Here is a 13,467-nt window from a genome sequence, read left to right on the forward strand (position 1 = left end):
GCGGCCGGTGGGGCCGGGGCGCGGGGGCCTTTGCCGGATACGTGAGTGAGGCGTCGCACATCATTCGGAGGGGGCGCGGCTGAGATGGACGCGGTCGCCGTCGCCGTCGGTGAGCGTCAGCTTCGCGGCGTCGGTCTTGGCGACGAGCGTGCCGGTGGTCAGGGCGCGGGCGAGGGCCCGTTCGAAGTCCATCCGGGCCTTGTCGCAGGCCATGCGGGTGGTGCGCAGGTTCCCGATGGTGATCCGGTCGCCGTCCACGGTGGCCCGGGCGCTGAATTGGTTGCACCCCAGGTTGCCGGCCGCCTTGCCGTCGTCGATGCGGAGGCGGGCGGCGGCGGGGGCGTGCCGGGTCGTCCCGCCGACGGTGAGGCTGTCGACCCGCCAGTCGACTCCGGTCAGGGGCTGCTCGACGCTCACGGCACCACTGTCCCCCTTCGCGCTGCCGCAGGCCACCATGAGCGGGAGCAGCACGGTGGCCGCCGCCAGGGTCATGCGCTGCTTGTAGTGGTTCATGGCGATTGGACGGCCGCGCGGCACGACCGGTTCCGCGAGACCCTGGCCGACCGGTTCCGTCGGACAGGCCCTAGGCCATGACCGGCAGGAGTCCCTCGATGTCCGCCCGCTCCCCGCTCGCGCTGACCTTCGCGTCGGCGACGGCCTCCTTCCAGCTCACGCGGCCGGTCGCGAGCCGGATCCAGGTCAGCGGGTCGGTCTCCACGACGTTCGGCGGGGTGCCGCGGGTGTGCCGGGGCCCCTCGACGCACTGCACGACGGCGTACGGCGGCACCCGGACCTCGGTGGAGCCGCCGGGGGCCTTCACGGCCAGGGCGTCGGCGAGCAGCCGGGTGGCGGTGGCCAGGGCCTGCCGGTCGTAGGGCACCTCCAGGCCCGGGACGGCGGCGTTCAGGTCGTCGGTGTGGACGACGAGTTCGACGGTGCGGGTGACCAGGTAGTCGTCCAGGGGCAGGGCGCCCGCGTTGGTCTCCAGCAGGCGCTGGCCGGGGTGCTCGGCGAGCAGGGCGCGCAGCGAGGAGTCGACGTCCGTGAGGTAGGCGTCGAGGTCCGGGTGGTCCGCGGCGACGTCGCGGGTGAAGTCGGCGATGGCGGAGGCGTTCGCGGCGGTGGCGAAGGGCCACCGCACGACCGTCACGTCCTGCTTGGGCGGGGCCGGCCGGTCGAGGGCGCGGTGCACGGCGGTGACCGCCATGCCGATGTGCGCGACCAGGTCCCGTACGGTCCACTCACCGAGCCGGGTGGGCAGGGCGAGTTGCTCCGGGGCCAGGCCGCGGGCGGCCTCCCGCACATGGGCGAGCTGGGCGAGGACCGCGGCTCGGGTCCTGGCGGGGTCGTAGCTGCGGGCGCGCTTCCTGTCCGGTGGCATGGCGATGAGCCTATGCCCTGACCACGTGGCTCCTCAGTCCCTTTTCCGACCGGGCCGAACGCATGCCGACGGCCGTCGGCGGCGTGCCGGGCCCCGGCTTGCCCGGCGGTGTCGCACCGGCGCCTTCCCGCGGCGAGGGCCCGCCCGTTGCCACGGGCGGGCCCTCGCCGTCGTACGGCCGTTTACGCGAGCAGGGCCGGGATCGTGCCCTCGTGGGCCTCGCGCAGTTCGGCGAGGGTCAGGGAGAACTCGCCCTGGACCTCGACGGCGTCACCGTCGACGACACCGATGCGGGTGGCCGGCAGGCCGCGCGCACCGCACATGTCGTTGAACCGGAGTTCCTCCGAGCGCGGCACGGCGACGACGGCGCGGCCGGCCGACTCGGAGAACAGGAAGGTGAAGGCGTCCAGACCGTCGGGCACGACCAGGCGCGCGCCCTTGCCGCCGAGCAGCGCGGACTCGACCACGGCCTGGACCAGACCGCCGTCGGACAGGTCGTGCGCGGAGTCGATCATGCCGTCGCGGGAGGCGGAGATCAGGATCTCGGCCAGCAGGCGCTCCCGGTCCAGGTCCACGGCCGGGGGCAGTCCGCCCAGGTGGTCGTGGATCACCTGGGACCAGGCCGAGCCGCCGAACTCCTCACGGGTGTCGCCGAGGAGGTAGAGCAGCTGGCCCTCCTCCTGGAAGGCGACCGGGGTGCGGCGGGCGACGTCGTCGATGACACCGAGCACGGCCACCACCGGGGTGGGGTGGATGGCGGCCTCGCCGGTCTGGTTGTAGAGCGAGACGTTGCCGCCGGTCACCGGGGTGCCCAGGCGCAGACAGCCGTCGGCGAGACCGCGCACCGCCTCGGCGAACTGCCACATCACCGCCGGGTCCTCGGGCGAGCCGAAGTTCAGGCAGTCGGAGACGGCCAGCGGCTTGGCGCCGGTCGTGGCGACGTTGCGGTACGCCTCGGCCAGGGCCAGCTGGGCGCCCGTGTAGGGGTCGAGCTTGGCGTAGCGGCCGTTGCCGTCCGTGGCGATGGCGACGCCGAGGCCGGTCTCCTCGTCCACGCGGATCATGCCGGAGTCCTCCGGCTGGGCGAGGACGGTGTTGCCCTGCACGAAGTGGTCGTACTGGGACGTGATCCACTTCTTGGACGCCTGGTTCGGCGAGGCCACCAGCTTCAGGACCTGGTCCCTCAGCTCCTCTCCCGTCTCCGGGCGGGGCAGCTTGTTCGCGTCGTCCGCCTGGAGGGCGTCCTGCCACGCGGGGCGGGCGTACGGGCGCTCGTAGACCGGGCCCTCGTGCGCGACCGTGCGCGGGTTGACGTCGACGATCTTCTCTCCGTGCCAGAAGATCTCCAGCCGGTCGCCGTCGGTCACCTCACCGATGACGGTGGCGATGACGTCCCACTTCTCGCAGATCTCCAGGAAGCGGCCGACCTTCTCCGGCTCCACGACCGCGCACATGCGCTCCTGCGACTCGCTCATGAGGATCTCCTCAGGAGAGAGCGTCGAGTCGCGCAGCGGAACGTCGTCCAGGGTGACGCGCATGCCGCCGGAGCCGTTGGAGGCCAGCTCGGAGGTGGCGCACGAGAGGCCGGCGGCACCGAGGTCCTGGATGCCGACGACCAGCTTCTCCTTGAAGGCCTCCAGGGTGCACTCGATGAGCAGCTTCTCCTGGAAGGGGTCGCCGACCTGGACGGCCGGACGCTTGGAGGGCTTGGCGTCGTCGAAGGTCTCGGAGGCCAGGATCGAGGCGCCGCCGATGCCGTCGCCGCCGGTCCGGGCGCCGTACAGGATGACCTTGTTGCCCGCGCCGGAGGCCTTGGCCAGGTGGATGTCCTCGTGCCGCATCACGCCGATGGCACCGGCGTTGACCAGCGGGTTGCCCTGGTAGCAGGCGTCGAAGACGACCTCGCCGCCGATGTTGGGCAGGCCCAGGCAGTTGCCGTAGCCGCCGATGCCCGCGACCACGCCCGGCAGGACGCGCTTGGTGTCGGGGTGGTCGGCGGCGCCGAAGCGCAGCGGGTCCACGACGGCCACCGGGCGGGCGCCCATCGCGATGATGTCGCGGACGATGCCGCCGACACCCGTGGCCGCGCCCTGGTAGGGCTCGACGTACGACGGGTGGTTGTGCGACTCGACCTTGAAGGTGACCGCGTAGCCCTGGCCGACGTCGACGACGCCGGCGTTCTCGCCGATGCCGACGAGCATGGCGTCGCTCTCGGGCGCCTTCTCGCCGAACTGGCGCAGGTGGACCTTGGAGGACTTGTACGAGCAGTGCTCGGACCACATGACCGAGTACATGGCGAGTTCGGCGCCGGTGGGGCGGCGGCCGAGGATCTCCACCACCCGCTCGTACTCGTCCTTCTTCAGGCCGAGTTCGGCCCAGGGCAGCTCGACGTCGGGGGTAGCGGCCGCGTGCTCGACCGTGTCCAGAGGCGTCCGGCTCATGCGTTGACCAGCTTCTTGAGGATCGAGGTGAAGAACGGGAGGCCGTCGGTACGGCCGGTGCCGATCAGCGGCTCGACGGCGTGCTCGGGGTGCGGCATGAGGCCGACGACGTTCCCGGCCGCGTTGGTGATGCCGGCGATGTCGTTCAGCGAGCCGTTGGGGTTGACGTCCAGGTAGCGGAAGGCGACCCGGCCCTCCGCCTCCAGCTCGGCGAGCGTGCGGTCGTCGGCGACGTACCGGCCGTCCATGTTCTTCAGCGGGATGTGGATCTCCTGGCCGGCGCGGTAGTCGCTGGTCCAGGACGTCTCCGCGTTCTCCACCCGCAGCTTCTGGTCGCGGCAGATGAAGTGGAGGTGGTCGTTGCCGAGCATGGCGCCCGGAAGGAGGTGGGCCTCCGTGAGGATCTGGAAGCCGTTGCAGATACCGAGGACCGGCAGTCCGGCCTTCGCCTGCTCGATCAGGGGCTCCATCACCGGCGAGAAACGGGCGATGGCGCCGGCCCGCAGATAGTCGCCGTAGGAGAATCCGCCGCACAGGACCACCGCGTCGACCTGCTTGAGGTCCTTGTCCTTGTGCCACAGGGCGACCGGCTCGGCGCCCGCGAGGCGGATCGCGCGCTGGGTGTCCCGGTCGTCCAGGCTGCCCGGGAAAGTGACGACGCCAATACGAGCGGTCACTTCACCGCCTCCGCGACTTCATCGACGCGGACGGTGAAGTCCTCGATCACGGTGTTGGCGAGGAAGGATTCCGCCAGATCGCGGATCCGGGCGAGCGCGGCCTCGTCAACCGGCCCGTCAACTTCCAGTTCGAAACGCTTTCCCTGACGTACGTCCGAGATCCCTTCGAATCCCAGGCGCGGCAGCGCACGCTGGACCGCCTGGCCCTGGGGGTCGAGGATCTCCGGCTTGAGCATGACGTCGACTACGACGCGTGCCACTGGCACTCCCGATGTGTGGTGCTGAGCAGGTTCCTTCAGACTACCCGCACAAAATTTCTACGCGGGTAGAGTTGGAGGAAACTACGTGAGGCGCATCACGATCGGGTGTCGAAGCCGTGCACCCGTGAAAAGTTCTGGGAAAGTTCCCACAGTCCGCCCCTGGCCCCTATTGCGCCCGGACACGCGGACGGATTTAGTCGGGCTTCACTTTCCTTTGCCGGGCACTGTACAAATGAATTGGCAATAGCCGATACTCGGCACGTCGTCGGCGTTGAGCTGTAACGACGTGCCGCACGAAGGGACCGATATTCGTGGCGCAAAAGGTCGTGGTCACTCTCTTTGACGACATCGACGGCTCGGAAGCGGCGGAGACGATCGCCTTCGGACTCGACGGCAAGTCGTACGAGATCGACCTGAACGAAACCAACGCCGAGAAACTCCGCAAGGTGCTCGAGCCCTACGTCGAGGCCGGCCGCAAGCGGTCGCGGTCCGGCAAGGCGTTCCGGCAGACGGAGGTCGCCCCCGACCCGGCGGCCGTCCGCGCCTGGGCCCAGGCCAACAAGATGGACGTCCCCGCGCGCGGACGCATCCCGAAGAAGGTCTACGAGGCGTTCAGCGCCGCCCAGTGAGCCCGCGAAGGGGCGATCCCTCAGGGTCCGTCAGCGGGCCCTGAGGGACGTGCACTTGGGACATACAGGACCTGAAGCGGCGCCGACTTGCGCTACCCCCCTGCTGATCAGCTAATGTCTGGGACACGCCGAGGGGCGAGGCCGAAAGGCCGGATCCCGAGGAGCGTGCGGGTGTAGTTCAGTAGTAGAACATCCCCCTTCCAGGGGGAAGGCGCAGTGTGCGATTCCTGTCACCCGCTCTGCATCGCCGTCACGACCACTGTTGTGGATCGGGTAGGCTGGTGCCCGCACCGGTCGGTGGGAGCCGATCGGGAGCATTGCGGACGTAGCTCAGTTGGTAGAGCGCAACCTTGCCAAGGTTGAGGTCGCGAGTTCGAGCCTCGTCGTCCGCTCGGGAATGAGACCCCGGTCCACTGGACCGGGGTCTTCTTCATTGTCCGGAGCCGGGCTGACATTTGTCATGGCCAGTGATGACACCGCGCACTGCCGACCGGGACGCACCGCCGGGACGCTGGTGCCATGGACATCGACGGACACGAGCGCGTGATCGAGGTCACCGACCTCAGACGCGTCTACGGGGGCGGGTTCGAGGCCGTACGCGGAATCACCTTCTCCGTGGCACGCGGGGAGATCTTCGCCCTGCTGGGCACCAACGGCGCCGGAAAGACGTCGACGGTGGAACTGCTGGAGGGGCTCGCGGCGCCGTCCGGCGGCCGGGTCCGGGTGCTCGGCCACGATCCCCACCGCGAGCGGGCCGCCGTACGGCCCCGCACCGGCGTCATGCTCCAGGAAGGCGGCTTCCCCGCCGAACTGAGCGTCATGGAGACCGCCCGGATGTGGGCCGGGTGCACCAGCGGGGCCCGGCCCGAAGCCGAGGTGCTGGAGCTGGTGGGGCTCGCGGACAAGCACCGGGTGCGGGTCAAACAGCTGTCCGGCGGAGAACGGCGGCGCCTCGACCTGGCGCTGGCGCTGCTCGGCGATCCCGAGGTGCTGTTCCTCGACGAGCCGACGACCGGGCTCGACGCGGAGGGCCGCCGGGACACCTGGGCGCTGGTGCGCGAGCTGCGTACCGCCGGCACCACCGTGCTGCTCACCACGCACTACCTGGAGGAGGCCGAGGGTCTCGCCGACCGGCTCGCCATCCTGCACGACGGCCGGATCGCGGTCTCCGGGACCGCGGCCGAGGTCACCGCCGGCCGCCCCTCCCGGATGTCCTTCGAACTACCCGACGGCTACTTCCTCGGCGATCTGCCACCCCTCGCCGGCCTCGGCGTCTGCGGGCACGAGAGCGACGGACGGGTCGTACGGCTGCGCACGGCCCAACTCCAGCGCACCGCCACCGGAATACTGGCCTGGGCCGACCGGGCCGGTGTCGAACTGCGCGGACTGGACGTCCGCTCGGCCTCGCTGGAGGAGGCGTTCCTCGCGATCGCACGGGAGCAGGGGGTGGCGGCATGAGCATCTCGCTCCCCGGAACCGCCCCGGGCTCCCTGCAGCGGCTGCGCGCGCTGGGACGCGCCGAACTCGCCCTCCTCGGCCGCAACCGCGGTGTCGTGTTCACCGCGCTGTCCGTGCCGCTCCTGCTGCCGCTCAGCGTGCGGCCGGCCTTCGACCGGTTCGACCTGGCCGAGCGGGGACTGACCGTCGGCACCACCCTGCTGACCTCCGCGGTCGGCTTCTCCTTCCTCTTCGCCGTCTACTCCGCCCTGGCCAACGCCTACGTCGCCCGCCGCGAGGAGCTCGTCCTCAAGCGGCTGCGCACCGGCGAGCTGTCCGACACAGAGATCCTCACCGGCACCGCCCTGCCCGCCGTCGGCATCGGCCTGGCCCAGACGCTGCTGCTGTGCGCGGGATGCGCGGCACTGCTGCACACCGGCGCGCCCAGGGCGCCGTACCTGATCCTGCCCGGCCTGGTGGCCGGCTTCCTGGTCAGTGCCGCGCTCGCCGCGCTCACCGCGTCCTTCACCCGCAGCGTGGAGAGCGGCCAGATCACCACGCTGCCGCTCATCTTCGTGTCGATGGCCGGCTCCGGGATCGCGTTCCCCACCGAGGTCATGCCCGGCCGGCTGGCCGCCGTCTGCCGACTGCTCCCGCTGTCCCCGGCGGTCCGGCTCTTCCGCGGCGGCTGGACCGGCCAGTTGAGCGCCGGCGAGACGCTCACCACTCTCGCGACCGCGGTGGCCTGGATCCTCCTGGCGGTGTTTGCTGTACGGCGGCGGTTCCGCTGGGAGCCGCGACGCTGACCACGAGAAGTGACGGGAGCCATGGGAATGACCGGGCCGCTCGGCTGGTGGCGGCGCAAGAGCACACCGGCGAAGGTCGAGACGTACACGCGCTGGTCGTTCCACTTCTTCGTCGTGATGGAGATCTTCGCAGTGGGACTGCCCGCGGTCGGGCACGTGCCACCGCGACTCGCGGGCTGGCTGGTCGCCCTGGTCGCCGGGCACAGTGTGGTGATGGCGGCGACCGCCTCGCGGGCCCTGGACTGGACGCGCGGCCGGCGCCCCCGGCCGGTGCGGGCGATGGGAGCGCTGGGTGCCCTCTCGTTCCTGCTGGCGGCGGGCGCCCTGGCGGTGCACCGGTACGGCGCCGTCGGCGAGGACTCCGGGACCGCCCTCGGCACGGTCTACGGCGGCCTGCTGTCCTGGGGCGGCGGCATGCAGGCGCTCGGTGTCACCTCCCGGCGGCGCGCCTTCGCCATCGTCGCGGGCTTCGCCTGCGGTGCCGGCCTGGTGGCCCTGCCGTTCGGCGCGCACTGGCCCCTCGCGCTGGTCACCGGGCTCCTGGTGTTCCTGGGCGCCGGCTTCATCGCCCTCACCTGCGTCTTCTCCGTCTGGCTGCTCAACTGCGTGTACGAGCTGGACGAGGCCCGGGAGGACCGGGCCCGGCTCGCCGTCGCCGAGGAACGACTGCGGTTCGGGCGGGACCTGCACGACGTGCTGGGCCGGAACCTGTCGGTGATCTCCCTCAAGAGCGAGCTGGCCGTCCAACTGGCCCGGCGCGGGCGGGCGGAGGCCGTGGAGCAGATGATCGAGGTGCAGCGCATCGCACAGGAGTCCCAGCGGGAGGTACGGGCCGTCGTACGCGGCTACCGGGAAGCCGACCTGAGCGCCGAACTCGCCGGTGCGCAAGGGGTGCTGGCGGCGGCGGGCATCGCGTGCGAGGTCCGGGCCGAACCCTCCGCTCTGCCCGCCGCGGTGCAGTCCGCGCTCGGCTGGGTGGTGCGCGAGGCCGCCACCAACGTTCTGCGGCACGGTGACGCGGCCCGGTGCGAGGTGGGGCTCACGGTGCGCGAGGGGCAGGTGGTGCTGACAGTGGAGAACGACGGTGCGACGGCACCGCGCGGGGGCGGCGGCTCCGGACTCGCCGGACTCCGGGAGCGGCTCGCCGCCGTGGGCGGGAGCCTGGAGACGGGGATCGTCGGCGGCGGCCGGGACCGGTTCCGGCTGGTGGCGGAAGTACCCCTGGCGACTGTGGAAGGAGTCACCTCGTGAGCGCCCCGGTACGGCTGTTGCTCGCCGACGACGAGCATCTGATCCGGGGTGCGCTGGCCGCGCTGCTCTCCCTGGAGGACGATCTGCTGGTCGTCGCGGAGGCGGCGACCGGGCCCGAGGCACTGGCGATGGCACGGGCGCACGAACCCGACGTGGCCGTCCTGGACCTCCAGATGCCGGGTGCCGACGGTGTGAGGGTCGCCACATCCCTGCGCACCGAACTGCCCGGCTGCCAGGTGCTGATCGTCACCGGTCACGGGCGCCCCGGACATCTGAAACGGGCGCTCGCGGCCGGTGTGCGCGGGTTCGTCCCGAAGACCGTCAGCGCCCGGCGGCTGGCCGAGATCATCCGGACCGTGCACGCCGGAAACCGCTACGTCGACCCCGAGTTGGCCGCCGACGCGATCTCCGCCGGTGACTCGCCGCTGACCGCGCGCGAGGCCGAGGTGCTGGAGCTGGCCGCCGACGGCGCACCGGTCGCGGAGATCGCCGAGCGGGCCGCGCTGTCACCCGGGACCGTGCGGAACTACCTCTCCTCGGCCGTCACGAAGCTCGGCGCCGAGAACCGCCATGCGGCAGTGCGTCTCGCACGCGAGCGAGGTTGGGTATAGTTGCTCTCGCGCCACGGCGCAGTGCGGACGTAGCTCAGTTGGTAGAGCGCAACCTTGCCAAGGTTGAGGTCGCGAGTTCGAGCCTCGTCGTCCGCTCCATGGAGAAGCCCCCGGCCCCCGGCCGGGGGCTTCTCGCGTACGTCCTTCTCGTGTACGTCCTTCTCGCGTGCGACCTTTTCGCGTCAGCCCCCGGCATCCGCCGGGGGCTCTCCCGACGGCTGGCGCCTGTCCGGGAATTGTCAGACAGGACCTAGGCCCAGCTGGTGCCCGTCAGGTGCTCGTACGCCTCCACGTACTTCGCCCGGGTCGCCTCCACGACCCGCTCCGGCAGTGGCGGCGGGGGCTGCTCGCTCTTGCGGTCCCAGCCGGACTCCGGCGAGGTGAGCCAGTCCCGGACGAACTGCTTGTCGTACGACGGCTGGGCGCGGCCCGGCTGCCACTGGTCGGCCGGCCAGAAGCGGGAGGAGTCCGGGGTGAGGACCTCGTCGGCGAGGACGAGGGTGTCGCCCTCGAAGCCGAACTCGAACTTGGTGTCGGCCAGGATGATCCCCCGGTCCCGGGCGATGTCCCGGGCGCGCGAGTAGACCGCGAGCGTGGCCTGGCGCAGCTGGGCGGCGGTCTCCGCGCCGACCTGGCGGGCCACCTCCTCGTAGGAGACGTTCTCGTCGTGCTCGCCGACCTCGGCCTTGGCTGCCGGGGTGAAGATGGGGCCGGGGAGTTCGGAGCCGTCGACGAGACCTTCGGGGAGGGCGAGGCCGCAGACGGTCCGGGACTCCTGGTACTCCAGCAGGCCCGAGCCGGTGAGGTAGCCACGGGCCACGCACTCCACCGGGACCATCTTCAGGGACTTGCAGACCAGCGTGCGGCCCGCCCAGTCGGCCGGGGCGCCTTCGGGCAGCTCGGTGCCGATGACGTGGTTGGGGGCGAGGTCACGCAGCTGGTCGAACCACCACAGGGAGAGCTGGGTGAGAACGCGGCCCTTGTCGGGGATCTCGGTGGGCAGCACCCAGTCGTAGGCGGAGATGCGGTCGCTGGCGACCATCACGAGGTCGCCCGCCTCGTTCCGGTACAGGTCGCGCACCTTGCCGGTGTGCAGGTGCACCAGGCCCGGAACCTCGATCGGCTCGGGCTTTTCTACGAATCCGGACACGGTTCCTCCCCGTGGCTCTGTCCAAGTGCCTCGATTCTCCCGTATGCGGGTGATCGCGGTGCGGCCAGGGGGTCAGTCCCGTTTGCAGATGCGGTCCAGCAGGTTCGCCGTGGCCCGCTGGATGCGGGAGTCGACATGGCCGGGGCGGTCCAGGGACGGGGACCAGGCGAACGTGCCGGAGGCGAACACCCAGGCGCCGGAGGGGGCGCGGTAGAGGGAGGTCTCCTGGTGGCGCAGGACGCCGTCGTTGTCGGTGTAGGGCGAGTGGGCGAGCAGGATGCGCTCGTCGTGCTCGGGCAGTGGGGTGCGCGGGAAGTACCGGTCCGCCTCACCGGCGACCAGGCCCGCGATCTCGTCGCCCTCGTGCGCGCCGGTCGCCTCCCACAGCCAGTGGCCGCCGTTGCGGACGATCAGCGGGTGCGGCTCGGGCACCCGGCCCGCGTACTGGATGCCGACCAGCTGCTGCTCGGGCCGGTCGATCTCCCGCCAGAGCACCGGCCGGCCCGGTCCCTTGCGCTTGCGGCAGGTCAGCAGCCGGTCCGGGACACCGGACGGGGACGGCCCCAGCTCCACCTGCCAGTACATGGTGTTGGCGGACAGGAAGACCAGCGAGGTGCCACGGTCGCGGGCGTCCTCGACGGCCCGGCGCATCGGCACCGACCAGTACTCGTCGTGCCCGGGAAAGACCAGGCCCCGGTAGCGGGCGGGGTCGACGCGGCCGGCGTGCAGGTCGCGGGCGTCGGCGTAGGCGAGGTCGTAGCCGTAGCGCTCGGCCCAGCGGATGAAGTCGTAGGCGTGGCCGACGTGCAGGGGCAGGCCCGCGCCCGCGTACGGCCGGTCGAAGGAGACCGTGGTCGCCGCGTCGGCCTCGCCGAGCAGCCGCCCCCGCTCGTCCCAGGCGTGGTAGAGGCTGGCACCGGTGTGCCCGTCCTCCGGGTAGAGGTTGTACGCCTGCCAGGTGATGTCGGGCAGCAGCAGGAGCAGGTCGGCGGGATGGTCGTCGCGGACCGTGAAGGGCACGTGGGAGCGGTAGCCGTCGGCGGTGGTCAGGACGGCCACGTAGGCGCCGATGTTCCAGTAGGAGGGCACCTGCAGGCGCCAGGACAGCCACCAGTGGTGACAGGAGACCGTCCGGTCGGCGGTCAGCGGCGGGGACTGGACGATGCCGGAGAGCCGGGGGCTGGTGGTGATCTTGGCGGCGCCGTCACCGCCGTAGTGGCCGATGCGGTAGATGTCGACGCTGAACTCCTGCGGCGGGTCGACCGTGACGTGGAAGTCGATCGCGTCGCCTGGCGCGACCGCGCCGGTGGAGGTGAAGCCCTTGATCTGGCGGTACACGTCGTCCGCCGAGCGGGGGCCGGGGGCGGCCGCTCGCGGTGCCGGGACGCGCTTCCCTCCGCCCCCGCCTCGGCCTCCGCCTCCGCCTCCGCCTCCGCCTCCGCCTCCGCCTCCGGTGAACTGCTGCGGGCCGGGATCGACGTACCAGGGCACGACATGCCCGGTGTCGTCGAAGTACGTCTCACTGCCGCGCAGCCAGGGCACCGGGCCCTGGCCGAAGGGGTCCGTGACGGCGTGCGCGAGTGCTCCGGACTCCCAGCGGCGAATGTGGTCCGAGGCCATGGTCGCTCCCCTCCCTCATGCCCCCGTGGCTGTCTCGGTGGTGCTCACCGTGCTCGCTGTGCTCGGCCGTGCTGTCGTATGTCGCATGCCTTTGCCAAGTGCGTGGTCGGTCCCAGCACATCACATAACGCACGGGCTCGGTCACTAGTCGTTGCGAATTGACCTGAAGTGGAAGTCGCCTTTCCGTTACGGCGGCGAAAAAGACGCTACGGCGCCGTCACACCAGCCGCACGGGCTTCTCAGGGCGTATTCCGGACGCGACCAGCCAGTCGCGCAGCGGGCCCGGGTCCCCTTCCTCGATCAGACTGAGAACCTTCGGCGTCAGGTCGGCGGCCCGCTCGCCGCCCAGCAGCAGGGACGGGCCGTCCAGCCAGTCCAGCGCGGGGACCGCCCCGGCGGTGTCGACGGCCGCGCAGCACACCATCGCCGTGACGTGGTCGGCGAGCAGTTCGCGGGCGGTGCGCTGGGGTTGCAGCGGGAAGGGCGGCAGTACGCCGTCGCGGGCGGCCCACAGCGGACTCTCGGGACCCGAGCGGGCCGCGCTGCCGCCGTCCGGCACGGCGGCCTCCTCCCGCGCCAGCGCGGCACTCAGCCCGGCGGCCAGCGCGGCACTGCGCTCGGTCGCACGATCGCCATCCTCGTCGTCCTCGTCGTACGGGGGGTGGAGGACGGGTTCGTCGTCGCGCGGGAGATGGGCGGCGGGCCCGTCGACGTACGGGGGGTGGGCTGCGGGCCCGTCGACGTACGGGGGGTGGGCTGCGGGCCCGTCGACGTACGGGGAGTGGGCTGCGGGCCCGTCGACGTACGGGGAGTGGGCTGCGGGCTCGCCGTCGTACGGGGAGTGGGCGGCGGGCCCGTCGTCGTACGGGGAGTGGAGGGCGGGCTCGGCACCGTGCGGGAGGTGAGGGGCGGGCTCGGCGGCGTCCAGGGAACGAGGACCGGACTCGGCGCCGTGCGGAAGGTGAGGGGCGGGCTCGGCACCGTGCCGGATGTCGGCGGCCGGCTCGGCGGCGTCCGGCGGACGAAGGCCCGGCTCGGTGTCGTGCGGGAGGTGAGCGGTGGGCCCGTCGTCGTACGGCGGGTGGAGGGCGGGCTCTGCGGCGTCCAGGGGCCACGGACCGGGCTCGGCGCCGTGCGGAAGGTGAGGATCGGGCTCGGCACCGTGCCGGATGTCGGCGGCCGGCTCGGCGGCGTCCGGCGGACG

12 protein-coding genes, 3 tRNA genes and 1 pseudogene are annotated in these 13,467 nt (G+C 71.8%); 8 read left to right on the forward strand and 8 right to left on the reverse strand.

The window, feature by feature from the left end; all coding sequences use genetic code 11:
* Positions 1-60: 60 nt before the first annotated feature.
* The 5 genes from AB0B40_RS30835 to purS form a co-directional block, all read right to left on the reverse strand.
* Positions 61-513 carry an META domain-containing protein gene (locus tag AB0B40_RS30835; RefSeq protein WP_345048076.1) on the reverse strand — a complete coding sequence of 151 codons (453 nt, stop codon included), beginning with the start codon at positions 511-513 and terminating at the stop codon, positions 61-63.
* Positions 514-583: 70 nt separating this feature from the next.
* Entirely contained in the window at positions 584-1,381 is a 798-nt protein-coding gene (locus tag AB0B40_RS30840) for a sterol carrier family protein (protein WP_362266806.1), read from the reverse strand.
* A 182-nt stretch (positions 1,382-1,563) separates the two neighbouring features.
* Positions 1,564-3,822 carry a phosphoribosylformylglycinamidine synthase subunit PurL gene (purL, locus tag AB0B40_RS30845; RefSeq protein ID WP_362266808.1) on the reverse strand — a complete coding sequence of 753 codons (2,259 nt, stop codon included), beginning with the start codon at positions 3,820-3,822 and terminating at the stop codon, positions 1,564-1,566.
* A complete protein-coding gene (purQ, locus tag AB0B40_RS30850) occupies positions 3,819-4,499 on the reverse strand; it encodes a phosphoribosylformylglycinamidine synthase subunit PurQ (protein ID WP_345057074.1) in 681 nt (226 codons plus the stop codon). The genes purL and purQ overlap by 4 nt, the downstream gene beginning before the upstream one ends.
* Positions 4,496-4,759, reverse strand: a complete 264-nt coding sequence (purS, locus tag AB0B40_RS30855; protein WP_345057072.1) for a phosphoribosylformylglycinamidine synthase subunit PurS — start codon at positions 4,757-4,759, stop codon at positions 4,496-4,498. Before purS ends, purQ begins: the two co-directional genes overlap by 4 nt.
* A 311-nt stretch (positions 4,760-5,070) precedes the next feature.
* Between purS and AB0B40_RS30860 the strand changes: the two genes are divergently transcribed.
* The 8 genes from AB0B40_RS30860 (at position 5,071) to AB0B40_RS30895 (ending at position 9,592) form a co-directional block, all read left to right on the forward strand.
* Complete coding sequence (locus AB0B40_RS30860; protein WP_345057070.1) at positions 5,071-5,388, forward strand: Lsr2 family protein; 318 nt, start codon at positions 5,071-5,073, stop codon at positions 5,386-5,388.
* Between the two features lie 167 nt (positions 5,389-5,555).
* Positions 5,556-5,627, forward strand: a tRNA-Gly gene (locus AB0B40_RS30865).
* A gap of 80 nt (positions 5,628-5,707) precedes the next feature.
* Positions 5,708-5,780: transfer RNA gene (locus tag AB0B40_RS30870), tRNA-Gly, on the forward strand.
* A 127-nt stretch (positions 5,781-5,907) separates the two neighbouring features.
* Positions 5,908-6,846 carry an ABC transporter ATP-binding protein gene (locus AB0B40_RS30875; RefSeq protein WP_345057068.1) on the forward strand — a complete coding sequence of 313 codons (939 nt, stop codon included), beginning with the start codon at positions 5,908-5,910 and terminating at the stop codon, positions 6,844-6,846.
* Positions 6,843-7,631, forward strand: coding sequence for an ABC transporter permease (locus AB0B40_RS30880; RefSeq protein ID WP_345057066.1), 789 nt, complete (start codon positions 6,843-6,845; stop codon positions 7,629-7,631). Before AB0B40_RS30875 ends, AB0B40_RS30880 begins: the two co-directional genes overlap by 4 nt.
* Positions 7,632-7,658: 27 nt before the next feature.
* The gene (locus AB0B40_RS30885) at positions 7,659-8,882 is read left to right on the forward strand and encodes a histidine kinase (protein ID WP_345057080.1); all 1,224 of its coding nucleotides are present in this window, start codon (positions 7,659-7,661) and stop codon (positions 8,880-8,882) included.
* Entirely contained in the window at positions 8,879-9,493 is a 615-nt protein-coding gene (locus AB0B40_RS30890; RefSeq protein ID WP_345057064.1) for a response regulator transcription factor, read from the forward strand. Before AB0B40_RS30885 ends, AB0B40_RS30890 begins: the two co-directional genes overlap by 4 nt.
* Before the next feature lie 23 nt (positions 9,494-9,516).
* Positions 9,517-9,592: transfer RNA gene (locus AB0B40_RS30895), tRNA-Gly, on the forward strand.
* Between the two features lie 151 nt (positions 9,593-9,743).
* Here AB0B40_RS30895 and AB0B40_RS30900 read toward each other — a convergent pair.
* The 3 genes and pseudogenes from AB0B40_RS30900 to AB0B40_RS30910 form a co-directional block, all read right to left on the reverse strand.
* A complete protein-coding gene (locus AB0B40_RS30900; protein ID WP_345057062.1) occupies positions 9,744-10,643 on the reverse strand; it encodes a phosphoribosylaminoimidazolesuccinocarboxamide synthase in 900 nt (299 codons plus the stop codon).
* A 72-nt stretch (positions 10,644-10,715) separates the two neighbouring features.
* On the reverse strand, positions 10,716-12,263 hold the full coding sequence (locus AB0B40_RS30905; protein ID WP_362266813.1) for a N,N-dimethylformamidase beta subunit family domain-containing protein: 1,548 nt from the start codon (positions 12,261-12,263) through the stop codon (positions 10,716-10,718).
* Between the two features lie 217 nt (positions 12,264-12,480).
* Positions 12,481-13,467: pseudogene (locus AB0B40_RS30910) on the reverse strand (hypothetical protein); the annotation flags it as partial.

The sequence above is a fragment of the Streptomyces sp. NPDC042638 genome (genome assembly GCF_040647235.1).
Lineage (GTDB): Bacteria > Actinomycetota > Actinomycetes > Streptomycetales > Streptomycetaceae > Streptomyces > Streptomyces rameus.